This window comes from Paenibacillus sp. JJ-223, assembly GCF_927798175.1.
Taxonomy (GTDB): Bacteria; Bacillota; Bacilli; order Paenibacillales; family Paenibacillaceae; genus Paenibacillus; species Paenibacillus hubeiensis.
The window spans coordinates 136,461-162,407 of sequence record NZ_CAKMMP010000007.1; the positions used below are offsets into that span (position 1 = coordinate 136,461).

General features: G+C 53.2%; 28 protein-coding genes and 1 tRNA gene. 2 read left to right on the plus strand and 27 right to left on the minus strand.

Going from position 1 to position 25,947, the window contains the following annotated elements; genetic code table 11:
- Nucleotides 1–4: 4 nt before the first annotated feature.
- From L6H98_RS14325 to L6H98_RS14360, 8 genes are all read right to left on the minus strand, one after another.
- Nucleotides 5–2,878 (minus strand): 2-oxoglutarate dehydrogenase E1 component, encoded by a 2,874-nt coding sequence (locus L6H98_RS14325; RefSeq protein WP_236416009.1) that lies wholly within the window; start codon nucleotides 2,876–2,878, stop codon nucleotides 5–7.
- A gap of 901 nt (nucleotides 2,879–3,779) precedes the next feature.
- A tRNA-Pro gene (locus L6H98_RS14330) sits at nucleotides 3,780–3,853 on the minus strand.
- Nucleotides 3,854–4,041: 188 nt separating this feature from the next.
- Nucleotides 4,042–4,494 (minus strand): NUDIX domain-containing protein, encoded by a 453-nt coding sequence (locus tag L6H98_RS14335; protein ID WP_236416010.1) that lies wholly within the window; start codon nucleotides 4,492–4,494, stop codon nucleotides 4,042–4,044.
- Between the two features lie 66 nt (nucleotides 4,495–4,560).
- Entirely contained in the window at nucleotides 4,561–4,827 is a 267-nt protein-coding gene (locus L6H98_RS14340; protein WP_290371450.1) for a cupin domain-containing protein, read from the minus strand.
- Nucleotides 4,828–4,913: 86 nt separating this feature from the next.
- Nucleotides 4,914–5,399 carry a GNAT family N-acetyltransferase gene (locus tag L6H98_RS14345; protein WP_236416012.1) on the minus strand — a complete coding sequence of 162 codons (486 nt, stop codon included), beginning with the start codon at nucleotides 5,397–5,399 and terminating at the stop codon, nucleotides 4,914–4,916.
- Between the two features lie 114 nt (nucleotides 5,400–5,513).
- Nucleotides 5,514–5,936 (minus strand): GNAT family N-acetyltransferase, encoded by a 423-nt coding sequence (locus L6H98_RS14350; protein ID WP_236416014.1) that lies wholly within the window; start codon nucleotides 5,934–5,936, stop codon nucleotides 5,514–5,516.
- Between the two features lie 104 nt (nucleotides 5,937–6,040).
- Entirely contained in the window at nucleotides 6,041–6,529 is a 489-nt protein-coding gene (locus L6H98_RS14355; RefSeq protein ID WP_236416016.1) for an 8-oxo-dGTP diphosphatase, read from the minus strand.
- Between the two features lie 115 nt (nucleotides 6,530–6,644).
- Nucleotides 6,645–7,430: a DUF3891 family protein gene (locus L6H98_RS14360; RefSeq protein ID WP_236416018.1), complete on the minus strand. Its 786-nt coding sequence runs from the start codon at nucleotides 7,428–7,430 to the stop codon at nucleotides 6,645–6,647.
- A 197-nt stretch (nucleotides 7,431–7,627) separates the two neighbouring features.
- On the opposite strand from L6H98_RS14360, the gene coaA reads away from it, so the two are divergent.
- Together coaA and L6H98_RS14370 are read left to right on the plus strand one after the other, a co-directional pair.
- Nucleotides 7,628–8,557, plus strand: coding sequence for a type I pantothenate kinase (gene coaA, locus L6H98_RS14365; RefSeq protein WP_236416020.1), 930 nt, complete (start codon nucleotides 7,628–7,630; stop codon nucleotides 8,555–8,557).
- A gap of 60 nt (nucleotides 8,558–8,617) precedes the next feature.
- On the plus strand, nucleotides 8,618–8,980 hold the full coding sequence (locus L6H98_RS14370; protein ID WP_236416023.1) for a DUF423 domain-containing protein: 363 nt from the start codon (nucleotides 8,618–8,620) through the stop codon (nucleotides 8,978–8,980).
- Nucleotides 8,981–9,060: 80 nt separating this feature from the next.
- On the opposite strand, the gene L6H98_RS14375 is transcribed toward L6H98_RS14370, so the two are convergent.
- The 19 genes from L6H98_RS14375 to L6H98_RS14465 all read right to left on the minus strand — a co-directional run bounded on the left by L6H98_RS14375 (nucleotide 9,061) and on the right by L6H98_RS14465 (nucleotide 25,586).
- Nucleotides 9,061–9,609 carry a histidine phosphatase family protein gene (locus tag L6H98_RS14375; protein ID WP_236416025.1) on the minus strand — a complete coding sequence of 183 codons (549 nt, stop codon included), beginning with the start codon at nucleotides 9,607–9,609 and terminating at the stop codon, nucleotides 9,061–9,063.
- Nucleotides 9,610–9,646: 37 nt separating this feature from the next.
- Nucleotides 9,647–10,423 carry a glutamate racemase gene (gene murI / locus L6H98_RS14380; protein ID WP_236416027.1) on the minus strand — a complete coding sequence of 259 codons (777 nt, stop codon included), beginning with the start codon at nucleotides 10,421–10,423 and terminating at the stop codon, nucleotides 9,647–9,649.
- An 80-nt stretch (nucleotides 10,424–10,503) separates the two neighbouring features.
- Nucleotides 10,504–10,905, minus strand: a complete 402-nt coding sequence (locus tag L6H98_RS14385; protein ID WP_236416029.1) for a hypothetical protein — start codon at nucleotides 10,903–10,905, stop codon at nucleotides 10,504–10,506.
- Nucleotides 10,902–11,414: a GNAT family N-acetyltransferase gene (locus tag L6H98_RS14390; RefSeq protein ID WP_236416030.1), complete on the minus strand. Its 513-nt coding sequence runs from the start codon at nucleotides 11,412–11,414 to the stop codon at nucleotides 10,902–10,904. The genes L6H98_RS14385 and L6H98_RS14390 overlap by 4 nt, the downstream gene beginning before the upstream one ends.
- Nucleotides 11,415–11,435: 21 nt before the next feature.
- Nucleotides 11,436–11,807 (minus strand): hypothetical protein, encoded by a 372-nt coding sequence (locus L6H98_RS14395; RefSeq protein ID WP_236416032.1) that lies wholly within the window; start codon nucleotides 11,805–11,807, stop codon nucleotides 11,436–11,438.
- 24 nt (nucleotides 11,808–11,831) lie between these two features.
- Nucleotides 11,832–12,374 (minus strand): GNAT family N-acetyltransferase, encoded by a 543-nt coding sequence (locus L6H98_RS14400; RefSeq protein WP_236416034.1) that lies wholly within the window; start codon nucleotides 12,372–12,374, stop codon nucleotides 11,832–11,834.
- Entirely contained in the window at nucleotides 12,367–12,513 is a 147-nt protein-coding gene (locus L6H98_RS14405) for a hypothetical protein (RefSeq protein ID WP_236416036.1), read from the minus strand. Before L6H98_RS14405 ends, L6H98_RS14400 begins: the two co-directional genes overlap by 8 nt.
- A gap of 4 nt (nucleotides 12,514–12,517) precedes the next feature.
- Nucleotides 12,518–13,402, minus strand: a complete 885-nt coding sequence (locus L6H98_RS14410; RefSeq protein ID WP_236416038.1) for an SDR family oxidoreductase — start codon at nucleotides 13,400–13,402, stop codon at nucleotides 12,518–12,520.
- A gap of 40 nt (nucleotides 13,403–13,442) precedes the next feature.
- Nucleotides 13,443–14,756 (minus strand): F390 synthetase-related protein, encoded by a 1,314-nt coding sequence (locus tag L6H98_RS14415; RefSeq protein ID WP_236416040.1) that lies wholly within the window; start codon nucleotides 14,754–14,756, stop codon nucleotides 13,443–13,445.
- Nucleotides 14,753–15,616, minus strand: coding sequence for an MBL fold metallo-hydrolase (locus L6H98_RS14420; RefSeq protein WP_236416042.1), 864 nt, complete (start codon nucleotides 15,614–15,616; stop codon nucleotides 14,753–14,755). The genes L6H98_RS14415 and L6H98_RS14420 overlap by 4 nt, the downstream gene beginning before the upstream one ends.
- Entirely contained in the window at nucleotides 15,610–16,611 is a 1,002-nt protein-coding gene (locus L6H98_RS14425) for an SDR family NAD(P)-dependent oxidoreductase (RefSeq protein ID WP_236416045.1), read from the minus strand. The genes L6H98_RS14420 and L6H98_RS14425 overlap by 7 nt, the downstream gene beginning before the upstream one ends.
- A gap of 2 nt (nucleotides 16,612–16,613) precedes the next feature.
- Nucleotides 16,614–17,903, minus strand: coding sequence for an ATP-grasp domain-containing protein (locus tag L6H98_RS14430; RefSeq protein ID WP_236416047.1), 1,290 nt, complete (start codon nucleotides 17,901–17,903; stop codon nucleotides 16,614–16,616).
- Nucleotides 17,893–18,894: a beta-ketoacyl-ACP synthase III gene (locus L6H98_RS14435; protein ID WP_236416048.1), complete on the minus strand. Its 1,002-nt coding sequence runs from the start codon at nucleotides 18,892–18,894 to the stop codon at nucleotides 17,893–17,895. The genes L6H98_RS14430 and L6H98_RS14435 overlap by 11 nt, the downstream gene beginning before the upstream one ends.
- Nucleotides 18,895–18,990: 96 nt before the next feature.
- Nucleotides 18,991–19,875 carry a TIGR01777 family oxidoreductase gene (locus L6H98_RS14440; protein ID WP_236416049.1) on the minus strand — a complete coding sequence of 295 codons (885 nt, stop codon included), beginning with the start codon at nucleotides 19,873–19,875 and terminating at the stop codon, nucleotides 18,991–18,993.
- A gap of 127 nt (nucleotides 19,876–20,002) precedes the next feature.
- Nucleotides 20,003–20,536, minus strand: a complete 534-nt coding sequence (locus L6H98_RS14445; protein WP_236416051.1) for a hypothetical protein — start codon at nucleotides 20,534–20,536, stop codon at nucleotides 20,003–20,005.
- Nucleotides 20,537–20,745: 209 nt separating this feature from the next.
- The gene (locus L6H98_RS14450) at nucleotides 20,746–22,140 is read right to left on the minus strand and encodes a M20/M25/M40 family metallo-hydrolase (protein WP_236416053.1); all 1,395 of its coding nucleotides are present in this window, start codon (nucleotides 22,138–22,140) and stop codon (nucleotides 20,746–20,748) included.
- A 74-nt stretch (nucleotides 22,141–22,214) separates the two neighbouring features.
- A complete protein-coding gene (locus L6H98_RS14455) occupies nucleotides 22,215–23,864 on the minus strand; it encodes an ABC transporter substrate-binding protein (protein WP_236416054.1) in 1,650 nt (549 codons plus the stop codon).
- A 272-nt stretch (nucleotides 23,865–24,136) separates the two neighbouring features.
- Nucleotides 24,137–24,694, minus strand: a complete 558-nt coding sequence (locus tag L6H98_RS14460) for a DJ-1/PfpI family protein (protein WP_236416056.1) — start codon at nucleotides 24,692–24,694, stop codon at nucleotides 24,137–24,139.
- 157 nt (nucleotides 24,695–24,851) lie between these two features.
- On the minus strand, nucleotides 24,852–25,586 hold the full coding sequence (locus tag L6H98_RS14465; RefSeq protein WP_236416059.1) for a YdcF family protein: 735 nt from the start codon (nucleotides 25,584–25,586) through the stop codon (nucleotides 24,852–24,854).
- Nucleotides 25,587–25,947: the final 361 nt, after the last annotated feature.

Sequence of the window (25,947 nt, forward strand, 5' to 3'; positions counted from 1 at the left end):
GCTGTTACCTCCCCAGTGGAATATTGTTCTTTGTCATTTGCTTCAAGGTTGCCGTAATGATCTGCTGCTGTTCCAGGCTGTGTACGCGCTGATACCCGCTGGATGGGCTTGCATGCTCAGGACGGCCTTCATAGCGCACTGTTGTCCCTTCCGGGGCAATCTCGCGGAGGCGAGGTTCCATGTACGTCCATGCGCCCATGTTTTTATTTTCTTCCTGCACCCACACCAGTTCCTTCGCATTGCTGAAACGGGCCAGCACACGCTTGATTTCTTCGGCAGGGAACGGGTAGAGCTGCTCAACACGGATAATGTGGAGCCATGACCAATCGTTCTTGTCTTTTTCGATCGCATCTTCCAGATCGATGGCGATTTTGCCGCTGCACAGTACGATGCGTTCAACGCGATCCGGTTTCGTCCCCAGGCCTGCTTGTTCCAGAATCGGTTCGAAGCGGCCTTCGCTGAATTCCGATGCCGGAGCAGCCACACGTGGATTGCGGATCAGGCTTTTCGGCGACATCATGACAAGCGGTTTGGCGTCTTCGGTGTCGGTCAGCGAAGCCTGGCGGCGCAGCAAATGGAAATATTGCGACGATCTGCTCAGGTTTACGATCATCATGTTATCCTCGGCCGCGAGCTGCAGGAAACGCTCCAACCGGGCACTGGTATGTTCCGGACCTTGACCTTCATTGCCGTGCGGAAGCAGCATGACCAGGCTTGATTTTTGCGACCATTTGGCGCGGCCTGCAGATACGAACTGGTCGAAAATAACTTGCGCACAGTTGGCAAAATCGCCGAATTGCGCTTCCCAGATCACTAGCGTCTCGGGGGAGTACACGTTATAGCCGTATTCGAAGCCTAACACCGATTCTTCGGAAAGCGGGCTGTTGTAGATGGCAAACGAAGCTTTCGCCTGCGGCAGATGGTGAAGCGGGCAATATTTCGACCCGTTGACCGCATCGTGAAGCACAAGATTCCGGTGAGCGAACGTGGCGCGCTCCGCGTCCTGCCCGCTGATCCGAATCGGTTTGCCGTCGGCGATAATGGTCGCGAAGGCCAGCGTTTCCGCAAGGCTCCAATCGACCTTTTCCCCTTCGTTCAGCGCCGTTTTGCGACGCTGCAAAATACGCTGCAGCTTCGGATAAACGTTGAAGTTTTCCGGCCATTTGAGCAAATCGGCATTGATGCCGCGCAATCGGTCCAGCGGAACCGCCGTTGGCATGAGAGATACGGCTTCCGGCTGCGCAGCTTGCAGCTGCCCTTTCTCACGTACTTCATTGTTTTTCATCTGCTCATAAGCTTCTTTCAAACGATTGCCTACATCCTCGCGAATGCTCCCGATCAGAGCATCGTCGACAATGGCATCCTTTTTCAGCTGATCCTGATACAGATGGCTGACGGTCGGATGGTTTTTCACTTTTTCGTATACGGTCGGCTGCGTCGTTTCCGGATCGTCCGTTTCGTTATGGCCGTAACGGCGGTACCCGATCAGGTCGATCAGGAAATCCTTTTTGAAACGATTGCGATACTCAGCCGCCATGCGAATGGCCGCGATACACGCTTCCGGGTTGTCGGCATTGACGTGCACGATCGGGATTTCATACCCTTTCGCAAGGTCACTGGCGTAATATGTGGACCGCGAATCGGAACTATCGGTCGTAAACCCGAGGCGGTTGTTAACGATAATGTGAATGGTCCCGCCATTTTGATACCCTGGCAATGCTTTGAAATTGAGCGTTTCCGCCACGATTCCCTCACCCGGGAATGCTGCGTCGCCGTGCATCAGAATGGTTGCCGCTTTGCTTACGTCCTGTTTCGGATAGCCTGGGTCTCTGCGATCGTCCTGTGCGGCACGGGCAAACCCTTGCACTACCGGATTGACGTATTCCAAGTGGCTCGGATTGTTGGCAAGCGTCAAGCGAGCCTGCACCGTTTCGCCTTCTTTGACGTAGCGATTGGCCCCTAAGTGATATTTGACATCCCCCGTCCAGCCGTAATTGATGCCGGTCGAACCTTCCGACGGAACGAGATCCTTGTTCGGGGAATGATGAAATTCAGCGAAAATTTTGCTATAAGGTTTCCCCAGCACGTGGGCAAGGACGTTCAGACGACCGCGGTGAGCCATTCCCATCAGGATGTGGCTTGAGCCCGAATGCGCCATGATTCGCACAGCTTCATCCAGCATCGGTACGAGCACGTCGTTACCTTCGATGGAGAAACGCTTCTGACCCACAAATGTTTTATGAAGGAAATCCTCGAACTGCTCGGCTTCCACGAGACGTTTCAGCAATGCCTTGCGTTCCTCATGGGTAAGCGGAGCCGGAGACGTCCGGGATTCCGCCCGCCGGTTCAACCATTCGCGTTCACGGACGTCATGGACATGGCTGAATTCATAAGCAATCGGCCCCGTGTAAATCTGGCGCAAACGTTGAATGGCATCCCATCCGTTTAACGTCTGGCCGTCAGCGCCTTCCCAGATCAGGGAAGCCGGCAACGCCTTGAGGTCCTCTTCGTTCAATTCGAAATGCTCTGGTTCCAACAGCGATGTATCCGCCGACTCACTGATGCCAAGCGGATCGATGTCCGCAGCAAGGTGACCGTAAGTCCGGATATTCCATACCAGCTTACCCGCTGTAACCGCTTTCTGTAATAATTGGATATCCACGCTTCCGGTCGCGTTTTGGGCAGAACCAGATTGCGTGGCTATATGTGCATCTCTGCCGGGCATCGGCGGAGCACCCCATTGTTCAAACAATTCCTGATAGGCCGGGGTTACCGATCCTGGATCTTGAGAAAATAATTCGTATTGCTCCTGTACGTATCCCAGGTTAGGTCCATAGTAACTCTCCCAGGGTTTCTTGTTGCCTTCCTCGATCGTCATCGACGTTCCCTCCGTCTTGATTTAGTCGTTGTTTTGACGGAAATCATTGACCGCCTAAATTCGCGTTCGATCAACATTTTAAGCGAAATTTTTCATGAAGTCCAATCATCGTGCTGACTGTGGCAATTACGTTGTTCCGACGCTTCCGTCAACGTTTGTCTGCGTTTTCAAAAATGCTCAAAACAAGTTTTTTCGGTATGCCATCGCACAGATATCGAGTATTGTCCTGATCCGTTCGAGGGCCACACTTTCTTCGATCATGCTGTGATGAAGTTCATGTTTCTAATACCATTCTATAAACTTTCTCGCTCAGGAGCATTTCCTATTTTTAGTCCGATTGATGCATAAATTAGATGAATCGGAGCATTACGGCATAAAACACTTTAAAAAAAGGACTCCTGATATAATTTTGGACCATTATGTCCTTGAACAAACAGCAGCTCGCAAAAAAATAGGTTTACATGCAATTCATTGCCCATCATCGGATTTTAGCATCGTGAAGGATTTCGATCTGTCATGGAACCCATCACCCGTCCGTGCCGCAATTATGTAAAACAAGCCGGGCACGGGCCGTTTATCCACGTTTTGGTGGAATCGTGATTCTTCAAGTTTGCTGTCAAGAAGCTTTTTGATGTTCCATCGTATGCTTAAAACCAAAGTTTGCCTCGTAATTTATGCCTAAATAGTATAATAACATATAACTAATTGTTATATAAAGTTTTATAGGTCAGCCTCGTGCCTCACCCGCATGTGTAGGGACAACAAAAAAACTTCTCACATTGGAATGATCCAACATGAGAAGTATTGTATGCTCTCCATTTAATGTATCGCGCGTTATAGATCAATTGCTCATCGATTTTCCAAAGTGAACTCCCTTACAATAGGCCAAAGAAAATGACAATCGGAGTAGCGGGATTTGAACCCACGACCTCACCCACCCCAAGGGTGCGCGCTACCAGGCTGCGCTATACCCCGATATTGGCCAGTTTCCAGCCCCATGCACTGTTTCCCTATGCGGCAGTTCTGTTCGTCTCACCCAAACCGACTGCCACGTATGACCCTATTATAGCGCATACATTAGCATTCTTGCAATATTTAACAGAAGCAAAATAGAAAGAAGGCTTCAGAAACCGTGCCTACGTAAACGATACTTCTCTCCAGTTTCATTCGTTTCGAGAACTCGCCTGAACATGATTACGTAGCATGTGCTCCGCAAAAGGGGTTAAAGCTACCTCGTGAACTTGATCCCGCGTAAACCAGCCGGCACCGAGCGAATCGTGTCCGTCCGGTTCTTTTCTGATCTTCGTCGCATCTGTCGCAAACTTCAATCTCACATCATACAGAATGCCTATATGATACAGTTCTTCGGGTTGCCCCTGATACATCCAGTGAACGACGTTGGATTGAGCACCGTAGATAGCGACTTCAACATCCGTGAGCCCTGTTTCCTCTTCAATCTCGCGATGCAAGGCAGATTCCGGAGATTCGCCGAATTCGGGCCTGCCGCCCGGCAAATCCCATTTCCCTTGATAAGCGCCTCGCGCTTTGCGAATCAGCAAAAATTTCCCTTCGCATTCGATCAAACCATAAACACCCAAGTGTGTATGTCGATTCATGGATCGGCTCCTTTACTCGTTCCTGTTCAGGTTTGCGCCATACACTAACTTTACGCTCGTCCCCTTTTATTGCTTCCGCAGAGCCAGGCGCATGGCCAAATTCTCTCCTTCAATCAACAACGCGGTAAGGCCCTGATCGGAACCGGATTGATGGTTCTCTCCGTTTCTCCAATAAGCAGCCTCGCCTGCACGGATCTTTTCATGTTGTCCATCGGCGCCTTCTACCCATCCCTCACCTTCCAGCACCAGAAACACCTGCTCTGATACTGCAGGATGCAAACCAAGATGACCTCCGGCAGCAAGTCTCAGGCAGGCTACATGACAATCCGCCATGCTTCTCAATACCGGGGTTATTTGAGCTCCCTCGCTTCCAAATGCCGTAATGATACGACCTTCCTCTACATTCAGTCTATAAATTTCTATACCTCATGCTCCTCTCCAACCTGCTCCAGATCCATCGATAAACGAATCATGTCCACGCAGCGAATGCCGTCCTCAATAATCTCTTCATCATAATGCCTTATAAAGAAATCGCGATCGACCCCCACAATGCGGAAGCCGCAGCGTTGATAGAGCTTCAATTGATGCAGACTTGAATTCCCCGTACCAATCTCAACGGTTTTCCCGCCCATTTTGCGTGCGGCCTTAATCGCTTCCTTGATCATGTGCCGGCCGACACCCTGTCCTTGCAATTCCTCCTGAACGGCAATGTTGACGATCTCCACCGTCTCCGGACGGGTTTTGAGCAGCACGAATTCCCCCACCATCTCTCCTTCATATTCCGCGATAAAACAAACGCCTCGATTCAGATACTCGTCAACTATCGCTTTGGAAGGGTCCGCCATCAATAATAGATCGTACGGTTTTTCTTCTTCCCAATTCAAGATCCGGAACGACAGCCTCATTTCGACTCTCCACCTTTTCCCCATTCAATATTCTTTTCGCCTTGCTTGCGAAATCCAGCATTCATTCTTAATAACGTATGTACTTAACGATCTGTTTGAAATGCAAAACAAATTTCATGCCTCGCCTTTCCCTGCTTGATTGGCATAATGTCGGATCATCATGCCCGAAGCCTTGCGCATTCCTTTTCGTTCATAAAATTTCTGCAGTTCTTCATCGCACAACAAATCGATCATGTAAAGATCGCCCAAACGTTTATTCATCCGTTCCAGCAATTGCGACCCTATGCCCTGCCCCTGGTATGAAGGTACTACCTCGAGCAAAGGAATATAGGCGCTAAGCACGCCATCGGAAATCGCTTGAATGAAGCCAACCACCTTGCCGGTTCCTTCATCCACGGCAATCTCTACGGCATAGGACTGCCTGAGCAATTTCATGAAAACAGCGGGCGAAGGCGCGTTCGGCCACCCTTGGAAAAAGCCTTCCGCAACTTGATCATGCTTGATTCCCTCTACATCGGATTGATATGTAATCCCCATAGATTTCCTCCTTCTTTCAGCAAAGCCAATCTTCATTATATCACAATATATGGATATGAATATACAGAAAGGATAATATGGGTCTATAGCAAACCAAGCATCCTTTACTTCATGACGGCATCGTTAAATGTCATAAACGTTTCCTTTAACGTACGCTGCGTCGACTTTTCCCAAATGACACTCCGCTCGAACGTGCCTTCTTCGAAAAATCGCGGAAACCGTTCGGCGAACCAATCCTGCATCGGCAGTTCAAGCGCCTGTTCTTTCGCTACCCACAACAGCTCGCCTTCAGGCGGGTCCGGCAGAAGTTCCCCTTCGAACGATGTCGCTACATAATTAAATACCATATAGCGAAGTTCCTGCAGAGGATCGCAAAATTCGTCCAACCCTTTATACGTGATCTCCTTCACCTGAAGCCCTGTCTCTTCCCTGACCTCCCGCACGGCACCGTCCACAATGCTCTCCGGAAAGTCCACCTTTCCCCCTGGCGCAATGTACCCCGGAAAACCTTTCCGGTCCGGCCGGTTCATTAACAGCACCCTTCCGGCTGCTTTATCCCATACCATGCACATCGTATAAATTTCCACTCTCATGCTAGTCCTCCTACCTGACGCCTTGATCCTCAAACGATCGATGACTGCTATATTCAAAAATTACAAAAGCGGACCGCACCTGACAGCTCGCAGTCCGCCGACTTAGCTCAGGCCGTCACGTCATTGACGTAATCCGCACCCTGCGTTCCTTCCACTCCGCACGCCCATACGCCTGCAGCAGGCCGAATTTGCGAATGCTCGCCTTCGGCACGGATTTGTAAGGCAAAGTAACGATAAAATCCTCCGCAAACGGAAAATAAGACAATCCCACCTTTTCACCGGACAACCATTCCGCCTGAATCACTTGCCCTGCGCAAGCATCGAACGAACATGTCAGCCCCTTCGAGAAAAATTCGTAACGCGCCGCGGGCGTTCCCGGCTCTTCCATGCACAGAAACAGGCTTAGCTGGTCGCAGAACAGCATAATCCCCACATCCCGTTCGACCCTCCGCTGCATCTCTTCTCCTCCGCCCAACCGCATTTCCAACGCAAGCTGGTACTCTCGCTCCGTTTCAAGATAATTCCGGATGTTTTCATCGTCTTGCGGACTGGCCCCCAACGTTTTCTGGAACAGATCCGTGTACATCTTGCTGCAGAGCAGGCCGGCATACGGGCTCTTTTGGCAGACTTCTTCGACTCCCTTTCGATAAAAGACAAATCGCGGGCGCAGCGGAAAATCCCGAAATGAATACGGCGACTGGCTGTAATCGTTCCAGAAAGGAGCGGCATCAAGCTCAATCCACCCTCGATCATGCTCCTTAGTCGCCAGAAGGAGTTCATCCCGCTGGGTTCCCTCCGGCAGCAGTTCCGTTTTCCAATGTGCCGCGAGCTCACCTGCTGCCAGTCCATGTTCATGCTGCGTGGTCAAAACAAAATCATGCTCTCTCTCGTATACGATCATTTGCCGTCACCCTTCCGCATGGTATATATATTTTTGCGTGTTGAATCAAGGGAACTGCCTTCATGGACAAGCTGCTAACCAGCGACTTTCGTCACCCTGCAACAAAATGGTACATGTCAAGATGTTGTCAGTTCCCTGAAATTTGGTACACTAAAGACTGTGTCACAGACTATATTACATATAGAAAGCGGGATCTCATGAATCCATATTCACCGTACATCGAGTTTGACCGCAAGGAATGGGCCGGACTGAAAGAGCAGCAGGCCACGCTTACATTGACGGAGGCTGAACTCAAGCAGCTGAAAAGTCTTAACGAGGAAGTATCCATTCAGGAAGTGGAAGACATCTATCTACCTCTTACCCACTTTATTGACCTATACGCCAGAGTTTCGCGCGAGCTCAATCGATTGACGGCCTCTTTCATGAAAAAGGAAGCGGTACCCGTACCTTATATTATCGGAATCGGAGGCAGCGTTGCCGTGGGCAAAAGCACAACCGCGCGCCTGCTTCAGACCTTGCTGGCCAGAGGCAAAAGCAAACCGCGGGTTGACCTGGTCACCACCGACGGGTTCCTTTACCCTAATGCCGTGCTCGAAGAGAAAGGCATCATGAATCGCAAAGGCTTTCCTGAAAGCTATGATATCAAAGCGCTGATTCAATTCATGGGAGACGTGAAATCAGGCAAGCCCGAGATCAAAGCTCCTGTTTACTCCCATTTGGCCTATGACGTCATTCCGGGTGAAGAAAAGGTCATCTCCCAACCGGACATCCTTATTCTGGAAGGCATTAACGTACTTCAGGTGAAAAAGGAGACGCCTTTGCTGGTCAGCGATTTTTTCGATTTCTCCATCTATATCGATGCAGAAGAAGAACACATTCGGCACTGGTACATCGAACGGTTCAAGCTGCTGCGCGCTACGGCTTTTCAGGACAAAGGGTCCTTTTTTCACAACCGATTTGCCAATATTGACGAAGAGGAGACCGTGCGCACCGCCAGCCAAATCTGGCAGGACATCAATGCAAAAAACCTGCATGAGAACATTTTGCCAACCAAAGGGCGGGCTCGCCTGATCCTGAAAAAGGAAGCCGACCATTCCATTCAGCGTATCCGCCTGCGCAAGCTGTAAGCAACAGGATATTATTGCACTTGCTGAAATCGAGAAATGATTCTAAAGGAGACGAGTCGCATGCAAACATTGATCGCGCTAGGAAGCATCATGATGTTTTTGGCCGTTGCCCTGGGAGCTTTCGGGGCACATGCTCTTAAACGCAGATTGTCCGTCGATATGATCAAAATTTACGAGACGGGTGTATTGTATCATTTGGTTCACGGTCTTGGCCTGATCCTGATCGGATTACTAGCCGATCGGTTGGAACAAAGCCATCTTGTTTCCGTCGCCGGTTGGTTGTTGTTTGCGGGCATTATCCTGTTTTCGGGCAGCCTGTACGCGCTAAGCATCACCGGCGTTCGCAAACTCGGCGCGATTACGCCGCTTGGCGGCGTTGCTTTCCTCGCGGGATGGGTCATCCTGTTGATTGCCGTCCTTTAATTCCGTTTAAGAGTCTGTTTATAGAACAAAAAGAGTGTTCCAGTCGATATCCTTATCGCTTGAGCACTCTTTTGCTGCTTTTAGCCGTTCCAGCATCGGCGGAGCATGGGAACGTCCCCATTCCCTTGTCTCTCCAGCACGAATACATCCGGATTCGAAAGCATCTTCCATTGCTCAAAGCCAAAGCTCGGATCGTACGTCCGGATCAACAAGGACAGCAGGTTTCCATGGGTGATCACTGCTGCGCGTTGTTCGGATCTGCCCCACAACTCCTTCAGCACTTCCATTCCCCTGCTCGTTGCGATTCGGGATGACTCCCCGCCTTCTTCTGCCCAATCCTCATCCAAATATGTATGCGCAAGGACGTCCATCCAGTTGTCCAGATGCCGAGTACTCAACACCCGCTCTTGAAGACGTTCGTCGGTATGTATATGCCGCATCACCGTCCGAGCAAGCGGGACAGCGGTATGAATCGCCCGTTTCCATGGACTGGAAACGATATATTCGATCGCGGAGTCGGCCAGCAGCTCCGCCAAACGTTCAGCCTGGACCAAACCAAGATCCGTAAGCTCGGCATCCGGCTCCTGGCCCGAAGCCTGGGCATGTCGAATGAGATAAATGGACTGCACGGCCAACCCTCCTGCATTCTGTAGCTCTGATGCGCCTTTAGCAGCTTTCCAAATAGGCGAGCGCACGTTTCATTTTTTCACGATCCTCTTCCCGACCCGACGAGCTCAGGAAAGAAATTTGACTTTCATCCCATTTGCCTGACTGGTCGGAAACGCCCAACAGCTGCTTCAGCCGTTTGACGGTGCCCTGGCTTCCGTCAATGACTTGCACATGGCCCGGCAAAACGGATTCGAGAATGTTCGTGTAGTACGGATAGTGAGTACAACCAAGCACCACCGTTCCGTATTGCTTCATGTCAAGGCCCTCCAGCTTTTGACGGAAATAGCCGGCGATTTTGTCGGGATCAAAATCGAGCTGTTCGCACCACTCGACAAGTTCGGGCAGCGGAACCGAGTCCACGCTGTAGTGATCGTCCACCCGGGACACCAGCGCATTGTATTTGCTTTGGCTCAAGGTTAGCGGAGTAGCAAACACCAGTACACGTTTGCCGTTCTTTCGATTCATTTCCACAGCGGGTTTGACCGCCGGCTCCATGCCGATTACCGGTATGTCCAGTCTGCTCCGCAGATCTCTGACCGCAAGGCTTGTCGCCGTATTGCAGGCAATGACAAGCGCCTTGACCTGCTCCTGCATAATGGCTTCCACACAATCAAAAATATGTCCGCGCACCGCGTCGGCCGGCTTCGTACCATAAGGAACATGAAGCGTATCCGCATAATACAGAAACTGTTCCTGCGGAAGTCGTTTCAGAGCCTCATGCAGCACCGTCAGGCCGCCGATGCCGGAATCAAAAAATGCAATTTTACTATTCAAAGGTTTCACCTCATTACGTATGGTTTCGACTTTCAGGAATGTCGTGATTCCTGTTCATGATGACTGGAGGTGAGGAATGTTTACTCTGCCTTCATTTTATACTGTCTGAGCCAGTCTTTGCCACTCTCCCATGTTTCTACCGGGTTAGCTTCTCCCAGCAGGCTAGAGCCGGCTTTCGCCATGATCCACTCCCGCAGGCCATTGTCCGGACTCGTTTCCAACCGCTGCAGCAGAACCCGCAATCCGGTCGTATCCAAATCCAACAACTGGTTATAAGCATCCGCGCTGGAGGCAATATACGCGTGAGGGTTGCTATGCACCATACTGGCCGAGGAGCTGGTGATTTGCTGCAAGCTCTGCTCGATTCGCAATACGGCAATCCCTTCGTTTACCTGAACGGAGACATCCCACAACATGGCCAGGAGCAAACCTCCGCCCGCTGCCGCAAAGATCGCCTTCTTCCACATCCGATGGTTAGTCACATTGCTCCCTCCCGTTTCCGGTTCAAACGTAAAGCCCATTTCTCTTCATTTACGTTTTGGCCGGACAAATGCTGCGTCTGTCGCTCCACGATCTCAAAACCGAAGGAACTGTACAACCGGCGAGCGTCGGCTAACGCTTCGTTGGTCCATAACACGATTCGGCCATAACTCCGCTCCTCTGCGAAACGAATGGCCTGCTCCAGCAGTTTGCGCCCCCAACCTTGTCCCCGTGCTCCCGGTTCGAGCAGGAACCAGCGAAGCTGCGCCGTATGCTCGTCCGCTCTGACCAGCCCGATTGATCCTGCATGCCGGCCATCCAATTCCACGACCCACATCATTTCATGCTCATGATCTCCAGCGTGCCCGAACTGCTGCACTGCATTCTTCACAAAGGCGGCGAACCCTTCATCATAATTATACTCCTCGCGATAAATACGAATATGTGCTGCAATGACATGTTGCAGGTCCTTTTGTTCATACATGCGGATCATCGTATGTCCGTCCTCCATTCGCGGGTCTTTCCCTGAACGTCATCCGTTCAACAAACGCTGCAAGAGTCTTTCGCCGTCACTTCGTTTTCTGGATGCATGCTCTTCCAAAAAAGCCGGCAGCTCCCGGGGTTCTGCAGGACGGTATCCCGCCCCACAACCACAGTTATGATACGTGAAGCCGTGCTCATACAAAGTGATCACCTTTGCCCATTGCTTCACGTCCTTTTGTTTGGGCGCCCTGAAATCCTGACCCATGCTGTGCATCGGCATGCCGCACTGGGGACAAACAGGTTCCAACGTCTCATAAACCCCGGGTTCCAGATCATATTTGGAAGTTTGTTTGAACGATTTGCGGCACGCGAAACAGGCAAATACTTCCTTGTAAGGTCCATTCATCGCATATCTGCACATGCAACTGCCCCCTCTTGTTTCTCGTTAAGAACTTTTAACGTAGAAGTACGTCATATGGGCTTCATCATATCCATGGCCCTGAACGACAAGCGCGTTTTTTTCAATGCCGTATACCTCGAACCCGTGCTGCTCATACAATCGTTTGGCGGATTCATTCGAGTCAACCACGCTCAGGTTGATCTGCTGCAGCCCGTCCAGCCTTCTGCCGCGCTCCAATACCTCTTTCAGCAAACCCGAAGCTATGCCTTGGCCGCGAAACGGCGGCGACACATAAACTCCCCAAATGAATGCTTTGTGTTTCAACTTGAGTCCCTGCTCCCTTTTGAAGCCCATCATGCCTGCAAGCAGGCCTTCTTCCGTGTAGGCTCCCAAAATATAATCGTCGGGATCGGTATGAATGCGTTCCCGAACCTCTTCCAACGGAATCGGTACAGACATTTCATAGGAAGCGCCGAACGACTCGGGATGGTTTTTCAACGCCTCCAGCCGCAACGGCCAATATGCTTCTGCCTCATCCGGCAGAATGCCGCGAAAAATGATTTTCGATGAGTCCACTTGTTCATTCATGCTCCGCCACTCCATTCACCTCGTAAGGATAATCGATCTGTCTCTTCACGTCCGCCAAACCCGTAAAAAACACAAAAGCATTTTCGTGAACGCGCACCTCCGACATGTATTGAAACGTAACTGTAACCTGAACGGCCATCCCATTACTTTCGTTTCGCCGACTGTTCCAATCCACGGGCGATGATCCATTCCAGCCATTTCCAAGGCAAAAATGATTTTGCGAAAATAAGCATGCCCGAATCTTTGCCCAACGCATAACGGAGGCGCGGAGAACGCATACGCACGATACGGGCGATCTGATCCGCGACATCCTGCGGGTTTGGGGCGGTCTGCGAAGCCCGGCGGGAATAATTCAGCACCGCGTCCAACTGCTCCTTGTATGGAGAATCCTCGCGGTTTCTGATATTACCCAGCCCTTTGCCCCAGATGGGCGTACGATAAGCACCCGGTTCTACGAGCACCACTTTGACGCCCCAGGGCCGCATCTCATGACGCAGGCTCTCCGTGAAACCTTCCACGGCAAATTTGGAAGCCGCATATGGCCCATACCCCGGAAAACCGGACAATCCGCTGACGCTGGAAAGGTTGATGATCAGTCCATCTTTGCGGACCCGCATGCCCGGGAGCACCTCGCGAGTCACCCCGATCAGACCGAACAAATTCGTCTCCATCTGGCCTCTCCAATCCTCCATCGTCAGCTCCTCAATGAAACCGCCCACGGCAAAACCCGCATTGTTCACCAGCACGTCAATCCGCCCGCGAATCCGCAACGCTTCAGCAACCGCCTCCCGGATGGATTCGGTATCCGTGACGTCCAATCGCATAAAATGCAGCCGATCCAGGACGCCCGCTTCTTCGGCGCGTTTTGCCAGTTCCTCCTTGCGCCCGAGATCACGCATCGTTGCTGCGACCCGGTATCCCTGTTTGGCCAGCGTCACTGCAGTAAGCATGCCGAAACCGCTCGACGTGCCCGTAATCAACGCAACAGGTTCATCTTGCCCCCTCTTTCGTTCCGTCACCCCGATCATCCTTCCCGTTTCAACGAATTTCCTTCCTCTTGGCGGATCGTCATGCCCGCTCTCTCTCCACCCTGCGCAGCTTGGTCACGCCGGGTTCGAATGTATACGGAACATGCCTGATGTCGGGCAAGTCGCATTCCAAACGTTCAGCCAATGCACAAAGCTCTGCCGACACCTTGGTCTCGATCTGTTCCGTTGTTTCCGCCCCGACGTGCCGTATGGAGACTTCCAGTTCCCCACCGACGCGCTGCACCACCCGGTAATGCAAAATGGCGGGAGAAGCGGCGATGACCGCCCGAGCAACAAAATCAGGAAATACGGGCACAGGCTCTCCGGTCACGCGATGCGACAAAGAAAGCATATCATCGCAGCGTCCTTCGATCCGCTCGATGGCCGTAAACGGCGAACCGCAGGCGCAGCGCCCTTCCGCCTCGGTCAGAATGTCGTTCAGCCTGTAACGCACAATGGGCTGCGAAGTGCGGGAAAAATCCGTAACGATCGGCACGAAGCGCCGCGTGGACGGATCGATGTATTCCTTTTCGATATGCACGACGTCCTCATTGAGATGCAGCATGCCCATGCGGCAGGACGCCCCCAGGAAACCTTCGGTGCACTGATACGCCTGATGGATCGTCTGGCCGAACGTCTGCTCCAGCACGCTGCGGTCCAGCGGGTCAAGCACCTCGGCTACCGAGATGATTTTGTCAGGTCTGACGGTCAAGGTACCTTTCGCATAGGCCTCGCCCAACATGCGCAGCATGGATGGAGGCGCAACCCACACCGTGGCCCGATACGCTTCCAACCGCCCAATCAGTTCATGAACGGGCTCCAACAGGTCGAAATATTGAAACTGAAGCCGACCGCGCTGGACCGATTCGTATAAATTGCTGCTCGCCCGCAGAAAAAACGCGATCCGCGCCTTCCGCCACAGCCCGCCCGGCAGCAGCTTGGCCAGCACCGTACCCGTCCAGGCATCCTGCTCGCGCTCGCTCACCAGAAACAATCCGCGGTTGCCGGACGTTCCCGAAGACAGACCTACCGTCATGCCCTGCAGCGATGGTTTGAAATTGCGCGTTTCCTCCCCCTCTCCGGCGAGGGCCATCGCTTCGTCTTTCGATATGCCGACCGTGTTGAGCCGATCGAAATGCTGCATCATCAGCGTTTTGTCGATCAGCGGGAAATTTCTCCAGTCAGACGACGCAATCCCTGCCCACCATTCCCGGTAAAAAGGAGAGCTTTCGCGGATGCGATCGACGTGGCGAACGATCTGCCGCTCCTGCCAGCGCTCAAGCGCCTGGCGCGTTCTCCAAGTTCGAAGCCCCCGAGTTAATGCGTAGTGGCGCAATATGCGAAACGTGCTCATCGGTTCGCCCCCTCGGCCGTTCCCCAGGCTTGCAGCGCTTCGCGGCAATGGCTTGGCACGATTCGAATGTGAGGGAATCGCTGATGCATCGCGATCAACCGGTCAAAGTTGCGCCGATACTCCCCCCGGTCCGACATGATGAGGCCGGCAAACGCATGCGGCCTGCGTTGTTCGCGAAAGGCCCTGCTGGACCAGACAGCGTCGGCACACAGGAAATAATCGTGCCTGCCCGTGCTGAGCAGCAGTCCCATCATGCCTGCGGCATGTCCGGAAACATCAACGCCCAACATGCTGCCATCCCCAAACAGATCGTACACCTCCGGAAATGGAAAATCTGCCGGAAGGCTTTCCACTCGCTTCGCCTTTCCTGTCACGGGAAGAGACCTGGCCTCAAAATCTTCCGGCAGCAATCCGGACAGGAAGCCTGCCCGCACGGCGGCGATCGGGCCCAATGAACGAACGGCGTCGTAGGCCTGCGGCAAATAGATCATTTTTGCCTGCGGAAAATCCCGCACGCCCGCAATGTGATCCCCGTGGAAGTGCGAGAGAATGATATAGCGAATGTCTTCCGGCTGCAGGCCGATCCGCGCCAAAAACTGAACGGCACTGTCCCCTTCATTGTAGACGACGGGCGTAATATAACGGTACAGCGCATTGGGCAGACGATTCGTTTCCCGGAAGAAACGCGAGCTATAACCCGTATCCAGCAGCATGGGTCCATGCACCGGATGCACGATGCAGGCGAAACCGGCCGGAAACGAAACGGGGCGCAGGCTTCCGCCGCGCAGTGTCAGGAATTCGGGATGCGTGCAGTACCCCGCAGCGCCAAGGTGCAGTTCAACGGCGGTCGATATCAGCATGCAGCAGCCCTCCACCAATCCGCGAATTTCCGCAAGCCTTCGTCCACGGACAATCGCGGCGTATACCCGAGCTTTCGCTTCGCGTCGTTAATGTCCAAGGTCTGCGTGACGGCTAACGAGCCGACCGTATAGCGGGTAAGCATCGGCTCCCCGAGAAAAGGCAGCAGGCGATGCACTCCTTCGAGCACCGCCGCGGCTCCGTACGCCGTCCGAAGCGATATGCGGCGCGTGCGCAAAGGCAGTTCGAGCAGCGCGAACAAGTCGGCAACGACGTCCTTGAACGGCCTTGGATCGCCGTTGGATATGTTATACGCCCTGCCGAGCGCTTGTTCGTCGGCTTTCCAGCAAAGCAGCAGTGCGTCCACGACGTTATCGACGCACGTCAGATCGATCTCCGCCTGTCCGCCATCGATCATCGGCACGCCCGATTTGGCATTCGCCGCCACGATCCGCGGGAACAGCGTCCGGTCATGGGGGCCGAAGATGGCTCTCGGACGAATGATAATGGAAGGCATTCCTTCGGCGTGGGCCTGAAGCACAGCCTGTTCGGCCAAACGTTTCGTCGCCGCATAATGATTCGCCGGTCTCGGCGGCAAGGGATCATCCTCATGAATCATATGCCTGGAAACGTATCCGAAGTACACGCTTGGCGTGGATACATGAATCAATCGCTGCACGCCTGATCGCAGGCACGCATCGGCTACATTTTGCGTGCCTTCCACGTTGCTGCCGTAAAATTCGCGATACGCTCCCCATGGCGACGATAACGCCGCGCAGTGGAACACCGCATCCTGCCCTTGGCATGCCTGTTCGACAGCGTGTTTGTCCCGAAGGTCGCCGCGCACAAACCGAATGCCCTCCGCTTCCGATTGAAGCGATTGGCCCAAACCGGAATCGCGCCCCATGGCGGTAACCTCCCAACCTTCCGAAGCCAGCCTGACGGCCAGGTTGCGGCCGAGGCAGCCGGTAGCCCCCGTTACCAATGCTCTGTTCATTGCTATTCACCATTCCATTCTATGTCATGAGTCAGGGCTTCCGTCAGGGAAACCCGATGGTTCCGTGCAAGCCGCCATGCGTCCAGCACGATGCGCGGCTGCTGCAGCCAGGGCCTTCCATCCCCGCGAGCGTATACGACATCGCGAGCGCCCTTCCAGGCATGCGCCCATTTCCGCAATCGGGACGGCGTGCACGCATATTTCAGCCCGACGCCCAGCATCGGCAGCAGCAGCATGGCCTTGGCATCAGGTCCTGGAACAACCATGCGCCCTTCGCTCGCCAGACGTTCAGGAGCCAACAAGGCGCTGACCAGCTCTTCCCCCGAACCAAACAGATGAATGCCGCTCGTGGCACGGGGATTACACTCTATGGCAAACACTTGGCCATCCGGCGTTTCCATGAAATCGAAGCTGATCTGGCCGCTATAGTTCGTCCCCTCGACAAAACGCCTGACCCAACGCAGTGCCTGCTCATGTTCCAGATGCTCAAAATGCACGCTGGCTCCTGCCCGGCCTGTCCGGAAACGATTCTCGTAAGCGGCATGCGCCACCACCAAGCCTTCATGCGCAATGCTGTAGGTGCACACTCCCCGGCCTTCAATATAAGACTGTGCGACCCAAGGAGAAGCCGGGGACAAACGATCGCCTTCCGGCGGTTCATTCCGGTATGAGTGCCGGGTTTGGGAAAGATCGTGCAATGGCATGCTCCATGCCCCACGCCGATTCCCGCCGCTGCGTACTTTTGGCAGCCGCACTTTGGAAGCAAAGCGGGAATACGCCGGTTTCCATACCCAGTGCCCCTTTGCCTGTAAGTCAGCGTCTTCCTTGATCCACTGCCGACGACTCTCGATCAGGCGAGTTTCGGGAACCGGAAGACCCAGCGAGCGGGCAAGCAAAATAAACTCATGTTTATGATGCAGCCTATGCAGCTGTTCCATGGCCGGAGCCAAAACACGGCAGTGCTCGCGCAGCCGCTTCGCCCCCCGGGCCACGTGGAAAATCTCCTCGCACATCGGGATCAGCACATCGATCTGATGAAACTTTACCAAGCTCTCCAAGGCCTTCAAATACGCGGCCCGCTCTTGGCGTGGCGGCGGTACCGCAAAACACCGGTCTACCGCGGAAGACGCACTGCATAGATGGTGTTTCATACTCTCGGCAACATATACCTTATGGCCTGTCCGCTTAAGCATGCGCGCCAACTCAAGCGTCACCGGCGCACGCCCGCCCGTCAATAACACGCGAAGGGGAGTAGAGCGCATACGGCCTTGCACGGCAATGTCAATAGTCAAAAATGAGTCCCCCCAGCGACAATCCCGCAGCCGTGCCCACCATCAGCACCCTGTCGCCCCGTTGAATGCGCTGCTGGCGAATGGCTTCATGCAGCCCCATCGGAATGGACGCGGCAATCGTATTGCCATGATTGCGCGTGATGTCCATGAACCGTTCCGCCGGAATGCCCAGTTTTTTGCGAAGCAGCCTCATCGCCATCGCGCTGCCCTGATGGGGAATGACCAGTTTGAAATCCTCCATCCGCGTTGCGGAAGCCGCAAGCAAGTCATCCATAAATCCCGGGAGCAGCCTTGACGCCATACGAAAAATCGCCTGCCCATCCATATGAAACAAATACGGCTCCGGTGCAAAAGCATCGTAATGGGCCGCATGAAGCCTTGTTCCTCCACCGGCAATCTCCGAGTAGCGCGCTCCCCGGCTGTACGTTTTCATCGAGGCATGCACGATCCGGGAACTCTCGTTGTCGGCAGCCCGCTCAATAATAACAGCCGCTGCCCCGTCCCCGAAAAGCGCGGCGCTTTCTTTGTCTGCCCAGTTTAGTCCCGGCGAAGCAATCTCCGAGGCAACCAGCAGCACCCGGTGGTAACGGCCCGCATCTACCATATAAGAGATCACGTCCAGACCGTTCAGGAAGCTCAGGCAAGTCGCGTCCATGTCAAAGGCCGGGATGCCCGAATCCTGCTCTCCCATGGCCTGCTGGATGAACGCAGCCGTGCTTGGCAGAGGCTGCTCCTTCGTGCCGCTCGTACACACGAGGCAGTCCACATCGGTGAATTGCAACCCGGCATCCGCCAGTGCCGCCTCCGCCGCCCTTGCTCCCATGTACGACGACGTTTCCTTTCCTTCGGCATAGTGACGCACGCCCACACCCGTCGCTTTGCCAACCCAGCCTGCAGGCACCTGCAGGCGAGCATCCAGTTCCTCATCCGTTACTTTCCGTACCGGAAGATACTTTCCGGTTCCAACGATCTTCACTCTTCTAAGCTGCAATGGCCCAACCTCTTTCTATTTATGTAACGGAAAAAAGGCAGACGATCTGCCTCTTCCACATCTTCATGTCATACGAACAAACCGAACCTGTTAAAGCTATCGCTGCAAAATGCTCGCAAGCGCCTTATCAAGCGTGTCATATTTGAACACAAACCCTTCCTGCTCCAGCCTCTCGGGAAGCACCCAGCGGCTTTTGAGCACAAGCTCCGTTTCGGTTCGAATAAAGCGCGCGCCGAGTTCCAGCATCCAGCGCGGCGAAGGCAAGCCGACTTTCGCCCCCATCTGCTCTCTCAGACTCGCCATCAACTGGCGGTTCGTTACGGGATGGGGCGCAGAAGCATTAAAGACACCTTCCAACTGCTCATGCTGCTGCAGAAACTGGACTATCCGGAACAAGTCCTCGATGTGCAGCCAGCTGAACTGCTGCCGTCCCGATCCCTGCGCACCACCCAAGCCGAAGCGGACCAGATTCGCGAGCGGCTGCATCACCCCGCCATTGCCCAGCACGATGGCTATGCGAAGGGCGATCTGGCGCGTGGAAGGCAGCTGAAACTCAAAGAAAGCTTGCTCCCAAGCTTTCGCGACGTCAACAGAGAACCCTGTACCGATCTCGCCTTCTTTTTCCGTCATCGGGCGATCTTCGGCATGCCTGTAGATCGTCGCCGTGCTCGAATTGATCCAAACCTTCGGCGGCTGTTTGCAAGCCAGCGCGGCCTCGCCCAGTGCCCGGGTTGTCCGTGTTCTGGACTCCAGAATCACCCTGCGGTTCTCCTCGGTATAACGGCAATTCACGGATTTTCCGGCCAGATTGATCAACATTTCGGCCCCCTCCAGAGCCTGGACAATGCCTGATCGGTCTTCCCAGCCGACATGCCCCGGTTGGCGCGAGATGATGAGCACCTCGTACCCGAGCTTGCCGAATCTGTCCGCAAAATCCTGCCCTACAAACCCCGTGCCTCCCGCCAATACCACTTTGCCCATCGAATCGCCCCGTTTCCGCGCAGAATGTACTGCGAACATTCCATATACAAGTAAGAACGCCGAAATCGCCTTACTGGTTTGCTCATTTTTGCACATTTGTTGCCCATGGAAGCGATCGCGACCTCGATTATTCGTTCCGCGTATTCCCTGCTCCCAGTGCCGCGTATAATTTCGCGCATTCTTGGCGTGCCCAATCGTGAGCAGGGTTTTGCTCAAGCTGCTCTCTCAGCACATCGTAAAAATCATGAATCATGAAGCCCTCTGGCAAGGAACCGAGCATGGCGACAAAGTCATACTCCGGCAATACGCGCTTTCCTGAACCGATTTCCTCCAGCCAAACCATCCATGCGGATACGGACAACACGCCTTCCTGCCAAAGCTCCGCTTGCAGTCCCAGCACATCCTGCAACTGCTCGTAGGCCGTTTCGTCGGCACAGCGCCGACAGGCCGTTACAGCCAGTTCATACAGTTCCGTCACGGCGCGGCGCTCCTCCGGGGTCAATTGCATTTCCAGACCGGCGAGAAAATCATCTGTCTGAATGGAGCGTCCATCGTCGTACAGAAGCGGAGCTTGAGCAAGCAAACGTACGATTTCTTCCATCTGCTCCGCACATATTTTATGTTCTTGAACAAGTCGGGGTAACATATAGTCTTTGATCATCGTACACTCCTGCATCGTTTGGTTATGATTTACACTATTATAACATGACGGCGCAAGCGCTCTGCCCGAAAATAAGGAGTGATTGAGCAGACGAGCAATGCATACCAGCTAATGTGGCGAAACAAGGTAGTGCCTCTCAACCAAAACATCGCAAAAAACGCAAGCTGCGAGCTGTGACACACCCTCACTTGCGTTTTCGTTCATTTATATCACCGGATTGCATGACCTGGTTGTCCCGACCATCTCTTGAAAGAAACGCGCGACAAATGCTCCAACACGTAACATGTACTGCGGATCGCCCTGAAAAAAGTGCTGATTTCCAAGTTTTCGTTCGGACCATGATTGTTTTGGTCGTAATTCGCATATGGAACAATAACGGAGGGCACGTTCAAAATCTGGGTCCACACATAGTCCGGCAGCGTGCCGCCAAGGCTGGGCTGAATGACAGGACGTTGCCCTGTGGATTGCTCCAATGCCTCGGCAATGGCGAGCACGGCCGGATGGTCTGCGGGCGTCCTTGAAGCGGGGACCGCCCCTTTGCGCGTCAGCGTAATGCCGGCATCATGTTTTCGCACATGGCGGGCGAGCGCTTCGTATACCTGATCGGGGTCCTGTCCTGCAACGAGACGAATGTCCAACCGGGCTGTGGCGCGTGCCGGAATGATCGACCTTCCTCCTTTGCCTGTATGACCGCTGAACAATCCGTTCACATTCAGCGTCGGCTCGAACATCAGCCTGCGATGATACGTATCGCTATCGATATCCAGCGCAGCATAGCCGCTCTTGCGTCGAACCCCTTCCAGATCGTAAGGGATGTCGTGCAATATCTTTTCTTCAAGCTCCGTCGGCGGTTTCACTCCATCGGCGAACCCTTCAATGGTCACCTCGTTTCCGCTGCGCATCGTGTGCAGCAACTCGACCAGTCGCCATATCGGATTAGGCACGATATTGCCGAGGTTGCCCGAATGGTTGTCCCATCTCGCTTCTTCCGCCACCAGCTCCACGCCCAAAGCACCACGCACGCCGAGCAGGATGGATTGTGCTCCCGACTCATGGGAAGAACCGTCTGTCGTATAGACCAGGTCCGCTTGTAGAAGCGCGCGGTATTGCTCTACGAAAGCTGCCAGATGACGGCTCCCGGCTTCCTCTTCTCCCTCGATGATCCATTTGACGTTCACGGGCAATCGTCCGTGGAAATCCAGGTACGTCTTTGCACCGAGTATGCTTGCAACGAATTGCCCTTTGTTGTCGCCCGCTCCCCGTGCATAGATGCGGCCGTTTCGAATCGTCGGTTCAAAAGGAGCAGTTGCCCATTCGTCCAGCGGATCGGGAGGCTGCACATCATAATGGCCATACATAAGCACGGTGGTTTCATTGTCGGGATGGAGGTATTCCCCGTAAATGATCGGATGCCCTTCCGTTTCATAACGGCGGTTTTCGATGCCACAATCCGTGAACAACTCTTGTACCAGGGAGGCGCATTCGAGCATGCCGATATTTTGCGTGCTGATGCTTGGCTGGCGCAGCAGCTTGAACAATCGCTCCAAATACAGCTCTTCGTTCCGGGAAATAATTGAATCCACGCCTTTGACCAAGTTTCTCATCCTTTCTGTGTACAATTCCGTTTCGTCGTGCAGTCTCAATAAAGGGAAGAGTTCGTTTTATCTGGACAATGCGTCTATTTTTGAACGTATACATCGTTGAAGATCGGATACCCCAAGCCATCAAATTGCAATCCTTTCAGCGTATCGCTAGCTCCTACCACATACGGGAAGATGTAAATCGGAATGATAATCGCGTGATCGTGGATGTACCTCAACACTTTGCCGTATATCTCAGCCCGCTTGGCATCGTCGAATTCAACCGCCCCTTGTTCAAGCCACTCGTCGACTTCCGGACTGGAAAGATTGGACAGTGTAGCCCTCGCTCCCGGAGCAGCTGTATGATAGAAAGGAAGCAGCGCATGCGGATCATCCTTGACCTGGCTGTTGCCATAGATATCGTAGTCCCCGTTCGTGTGCACAACGGTACCGACATCCTGCGTAATTTCCACTTCGACCTGTACGCCGATTTTTTTGAGCTGCTGTTGGATCATTGCAGCAATGTCATTCCGCTTTTCCCGGTTCGGCGAACCGTCCACGTAATGCAAGACAAGTTTCTGTCCATTCTTTTCACGAATGCCGTCCGCGCCGACTTTCCAACCGATCTCTTCCAGCAGTTGCGCTGCCTTCGCCTGATCGGGCTGGATCGCATTTTCCAGAGAAGCATCGTAACCCAATATGGAAGGCGTCACCGCAGACCAGGCTTGCTCATAGGTGCCCAGATACAGCGTCTTCACGATCGAACCGACATCGATGCCGTATTGCAATGCCTGCCTGGCCTTCAATTCGTTCCATGGTTCTTTTTTCTGATTAATGAACAACGTATAAGGAAGACCTGGCGTGTTCACTTTCAGCAATTGAAAACCGGGCTGTTGCTCCAATGTCAGCACATTTTGGGGCGGGACCGTCTCGATGGCCGTCACTTGTCCGCTTTGCAGGCTGCCCACGCGAGTGGCTTCTTCCGGCATGATTTTGAACGTGAGCGTGTTTAGATACGGTGCTCCTTTATTTTCAACCGTTTCTGGAGCCCAAGCGTAGTCGGCATTGCGTTCAACCTGTACCTGCACGTTCTCGTCCCATTTGATGAATTTGAATGGTCCTGTACCGACCGGATGCTGTCCGAACTGCTCGCCGTACTTTTTCACCGCGGTTGGCGATACGATGCTCAGCGCAGCTTGGCTCAAATTGCCGAGAAATGCACGCGAAGGCTCGGATAAATTCAGTTGGATTGTATATTCATCGATCACGTCGGAGCTTTCGTAAGGAACGATTAATGCCGCCGAATTGCCGGCTTTGGTGTTCGGGTCAAGAATACGGTCCAAGCTGAATTTCACCGCTTCGGCATTGAATGGCGTGCCGTCATGGAACGTCACTCCCTTACGCAGTTTGAACGTATACGTTTTGTGATCCTCCGACTCCTCCCACTCGGTGGCCAGCCAAGGTTTGATCGTGCCATCGTTCGTTTTTACCACCAAATTTTCGAAAATCGTCCGGTAAACGCGAATGGCAACCGCAAGCCCGCTTCGTGCCGGGTCCAACGTATCCGGCGAGGTGGCGAGCGCGTAAGTGACGTCCCCTCCTTTGGCTATCGTACTCCCCGATGCTTCAGACCCTTCTGTCGGACTGTTCGTCGCCGTTCCTTGACCCCCGCCCGAACCGTTCGCGCAAGCCGACAACAACAAAACCAATGTCAAAATGACCGAAGCCCAGCGTATCCGTGTGCGCATGCGATCCCCACTCCCCCTGTCAGACATTCATGTGCTGCTTGATCCGCAACATTAGCCCATGATGCCTGCGCGTTATAATATTGATTAATTCAATTGATATACTTGGTATTAAATGATACTTGATCCCTTCCTGGATGTTTAATCGAAACAATCTATAACGTTATTGAAAAATCATATACTCGGTAAGCTTCTCACCAAGAGAAGCGGGCTAACTCAAAAAGGACGCCCCCTCGGCAAGATGCCGACAAGAACGTCCTTTCGTTTCATTTTGATCATTTTGAGTCGCCAAAATACTTGAATACTTCGACCGTCTCCGCTAAATCTTCCGGACCCGAATAGATCTCCATGACCTTGCCGAGCTCAATGCCGAAATCAACGTATCCTTGCGCTTTGGCCGTAACGAGACGCCCGTCAACGACCACGTTTGCATCCATGTAATGCCCTTCCGAAGTGATGGTCCTCATTTCCGTCTCCGCATTGGTGGTGAACGAGCGTCCCGCCAATAAGCCGGCCTTGCCCAGCAGCAATGTGCCTGCACAAATGGCAGCCAGCGCCGATCCATTCCGATCGAGCGCCCGCAGCCATTCAAACAATGGCTGCCTGTCAAGCAGCGATGTGACATCACCGCCAGGAATGATAAGCAATTCAACTTCAGCGGGGTTCAGCTCTGTGAAAAGGTGGTCCGGGTTTACGGACAATCCCTCGTAAGATCGAAGCGGTCCCCGATCCGGCGCCACCGTTACGATTTCCCCTTGCGTTTTCATAAAATAACTTGCCAGCATGATTTCAAAGGAAACATAACCTTCGAAAAGCAATAGATGTGTCTTCATCTGAAATAAATCACTCCTTCCGCAGATGTTCGCGGATTGCCACGCTGGGGCTCTCCCCAACCTCATGCGTATCCGTCAAACCTTTATCGGTCCAAACAACAAGGGCCGCCATACCCGATCGGGAACAACGAGCCGGCGTTTGCCTGTTTTCCCGCATCTAGAGAAAGGCCTTGATCGCCGCGAAATACTCGCGGATCATGTTGACCGGCTTCAGATGCATCGGCGAAGGCGCCGAAATGCCGTATGCTGATGCATATCCGTTTTTGGAAGCCAGGTATTTGGCCCTGAACATGTGGTAGTCGCTCGTTACCAGCATGATTTCAGGATGTTCGTTCCCTGCATCTTCAATGATCTTTTTGGAAAAGGCGAGATTCTCCTGCGTGCTGGTCGACTTGTCTTCCATCAGCACCTGTCCCGGATCGATACCCTGTTCCTCAACAAGGTATGTTCTCATGGCGAGTGCCTCGGTAATGGATTCCCCCGGTCCTTGACCGCCCGATACAATGACGGGAATATCCGGGTGAGCACGTATGTAGTCCAGGCTGGCATCCAGTCGCTGCTTCAAGGTCAGCGAGAGCTCTGTGCCTTTGATGCCTGATCCGAGAATGATGACATAATCGGCCTCTTCGGGATCATCCGAGTGCAGCTGGGTAAATACGAGGGCCTCTATGATGACGAACGAAACGGCAGCGATGCCGAAGCCGATCAGCAGAATTCTTTTGAACACCACGTGTCTCTTATAATCAATACGGCGCAGAACGATGAACGCCGCGCTGAGCATGCCGAAAAACATGACGGGAAACCGTGCTCCCCAGAACGATAAAAAGAGCATAAAACTAACCACTAAAACGATATCCAATATCCACCCTTTGCTGCGCATGAATTGTTTCATGAACTCCGGCCTGTCCTCCTTCCTTGAGCTTTACGCCAGAACTCTGACTCAAGCTCCCGTATACCCTATAAACAAATCATATGAAGTTTCGTTGCGGCCAAACAAGGAACCAAATTCCAATCGCGATGGATAGACGGATTGCACGAATTGCGAGTTACCACGTATCCTTCCCATCATGTAACGGAAAGCAGGCGCTGGAGAGACTCTAACGAAACTCACACACCTTATTCGGCAAGATTTCGCCTATGTTGAAGGCTAACGAATCTCAGGCACGCTAAAGTAGACCGAACGAGTCTTTTTAATGTCAATCCAGCCAAATAGCGTCTCTACGGTTCGTTAGCGCTCGAAACCACATCAATGC

Excerpts from the sequence above, each read along its gene's own strand:
- L6H98_RS14370 (WP_236416023.1), top strand. The coding sequence starts at position 8,618 with ATGCAAACATTGATCGCGCTAGGAAGCATCATGATGTTTTTGGCCGTT.
- L6H98_RS14465 (WP_236416059.1), bottom strand. The coding sequence starts at position 25,586 with ATGAAACAATTCATGCGCAGCAAAGGGTGGATATTGGATATCGTTTTA.
- L6H98_RS14455 (WP_236416054.1), bottom strand. The coding sequence starts at position 23,864 with ATGCGCACACGGATACGCTGGGCTTCGGTCATTTTGACATTGGTTTTG.
- L6H98_RS14440 (WP_236416049.1), bottom strand. The coding sequence starts at position 19,875 with ATGGGCAAAGTGGTATTGGCGGGAGGCACGGGGTTTGTAGGGCAGGAT.
- L6H98_RS14405 (WP_236416036.1), bottom strand. The coding sequence starts at position 12,513 with ATGGCCGTTCAGGTTACAGTTACGTTTCAATACATGTCGGAGGTGCGC.
- L6H98_RS14345 (WP_236416012.1), bottom strand. The coding sequence starts at position 5,399 with ATGAGGCTGTCGTTCCGGATCTTGAATTGGGAAGAAGAAAAACCGTAC.
- L6H98_RS14340 (WP_290371450.1), bottom strand. The coding sequence starts at position 4,827 with ATGGCGGATTGTCATGTAGCCTGCCTGAGACTTGCTGCCGGAGGTCAT.
- L6H98_RS14350 (WP_236416014.1), bottom strand. The coding sequence starts at position 5,936 with ATGGGGATTACATATCAATCCGATGTAGAGGGAATCAAGCATGATCAA.
- L6H98_RS14400 (WP_236416034.1), bottom strand. The coding sequence starts at position 12,374 with ATGAATGAACAAGTGGACTCATCGAAAATCATTTTTCGCGGCATTCTG.
- L6H98_RS14325 (WP_236416009.1), bottom strand. The coding sequence starts at position 2,878 with ATGACGATCGAGGAAGGCAACAAGAAACCCTGGGAGAGTTACTATGGA.
- L6H98_RS14360 (WP_236416018.1), bottom strand. The coding sequence starts at position 7,430 with ATGATCGTATACGAGAGAGAGCATGATTTTGTTTTGACCACGCAGCAT.
- L6H98_RS14335 (WP_236416010.1), bottom strand. The coding sequence starts at position 4,494 with ATGAATCGACATACACACTTGGGTGTTTATGGTTTGATCGAATGCGAA.
- L6H98_RS14425 (WP_236416045.1), bottom strand. The coding sequence starts at position 16,611 with ATGAACAGAGCATTGGTAACGGGGGCTACCGGCTGCCTCGGCCGCAAC.
- L6H98_RS14395 (WP_236416032.1), bottom strand. The coding sequence starts at position 11,807 with ATGTGCAGATATGCGATGAATGGACCTTACAAGGAAGTATTTGCCTGT.
- L6H98_RS14415 (WP_236416040.1), bottom strand. The coding sequence starts at position 14,756 with ATGAGCACGTTTCGCATATTGCGCCACTACGCATTAACTCGGGGGCTT.
- L6H98_RS14445 (WP_236416051.1), bottom strand. The coding sequence starts at position 20,536 with ATGATCAAAGACTATATGTTACCCCGACTTGTTCAAGAACATAAAATA.
- L6H98_RS14420 (WP_236416042.1), bottom strand. The coding sequence starts at position 15,616 with ATGCTGATATCGACCGCCGTTGAACTGCACCTTGGCGCTGCGGGGTAC.
- L6H98_RS14390 (WP_236416030.1), bottom strand. The coding sequence starts at position 11,414 with ATGGAGGACGGACATACGATGATCCGCATGTATGAACAAAAGGACCTG.
- L6H98_RS14450 (WP_236416053.1), bottom strand. The coding sequence starts at position 22,140 with ATGAGAAACTTGGTCAAAGGCGTGGATTCAATTATTTCCCGGAACGAA.
- L6H98_RS14355 (WP_236416016.1), bottom strand. The coding sequence starts at position 6,529 with ATGAGAGTGGAAATTTATACGATGTGCATGGTATGGGATAAAGCAGCC.
- L6H98_RS14460 (WP_236416056.1), bottom strand. The coding sequence starts at position 24,694 with ATGAAGACACATCTATTGCTTTTCGAAGGTTATGTTTCCTTTGAAATC.
- coaA (WP_236416020.1), top strand. The coding sequence starts at position 7,628 with ATGAATCCATATTCACCGTACATCGAGTTTGACCGCAAGGAATGGGCC.
- L6H98_RS14410 (WP_236416038.1), bottom strand. The coding sequence starts at position 13,402 with ATGATCGGGGTGACGGAACGAAAGAGGGGGCAAGATGAACCTGTTGCG.